The following is a 278-nucleotide window of genomic DNA, read 5'->3' as shown; positions in this document are numbered from 1 at the left end:
ATTTCAGCTTTATCTAATAGACCAAATGCAACCAAATGAATGTTGACAATTTCTATCGCTGAATCTTCAAGATTGAAGGTATATTCTTGCTCGTGAGCTTGATGGAAACGTTGGGATAAAGTATCAATAAATTCTTTATTTTCGAGCGTTAACCCTGGAACAGGTATTTTTACGGTATGTTCTTGGCCATGATAACGAGCATCAACATAAAGCTCTAACATCACTTTATCTTCACTAAAACCATCTTCTTTGTAGTCTGCTAATGCATTGGTTATCAC

At 35.3% G+C, this 278-nt stretch carries 1 protein-coding gene; it reads right to left on the bottom strand.

Going from position 1 to position 278, the window contains the following annotated elements; genetic code table 11:
• Window positions 1–278: hypothetical protein (locus AAEY75_RS14825; RefSeq protein ID WP_352259995.1), on the bottom strand; the 278-nt coding region annotated here is incomplete at both ends.

This window comes from Psychrobacter sp. TB55-MNA-CIBAN-0194 (genome assembly GCF_040309505.1).
Lineage (GTDB): Bacteria > Pseudomonadota > Gammaproteobacteria > Pseudomonadales > Moraxellaceae > Psychrobacter > Psychrobacter fozii.
This window is presented reverse-complemented; position numbering and strand designations above follow the sequence as displayed.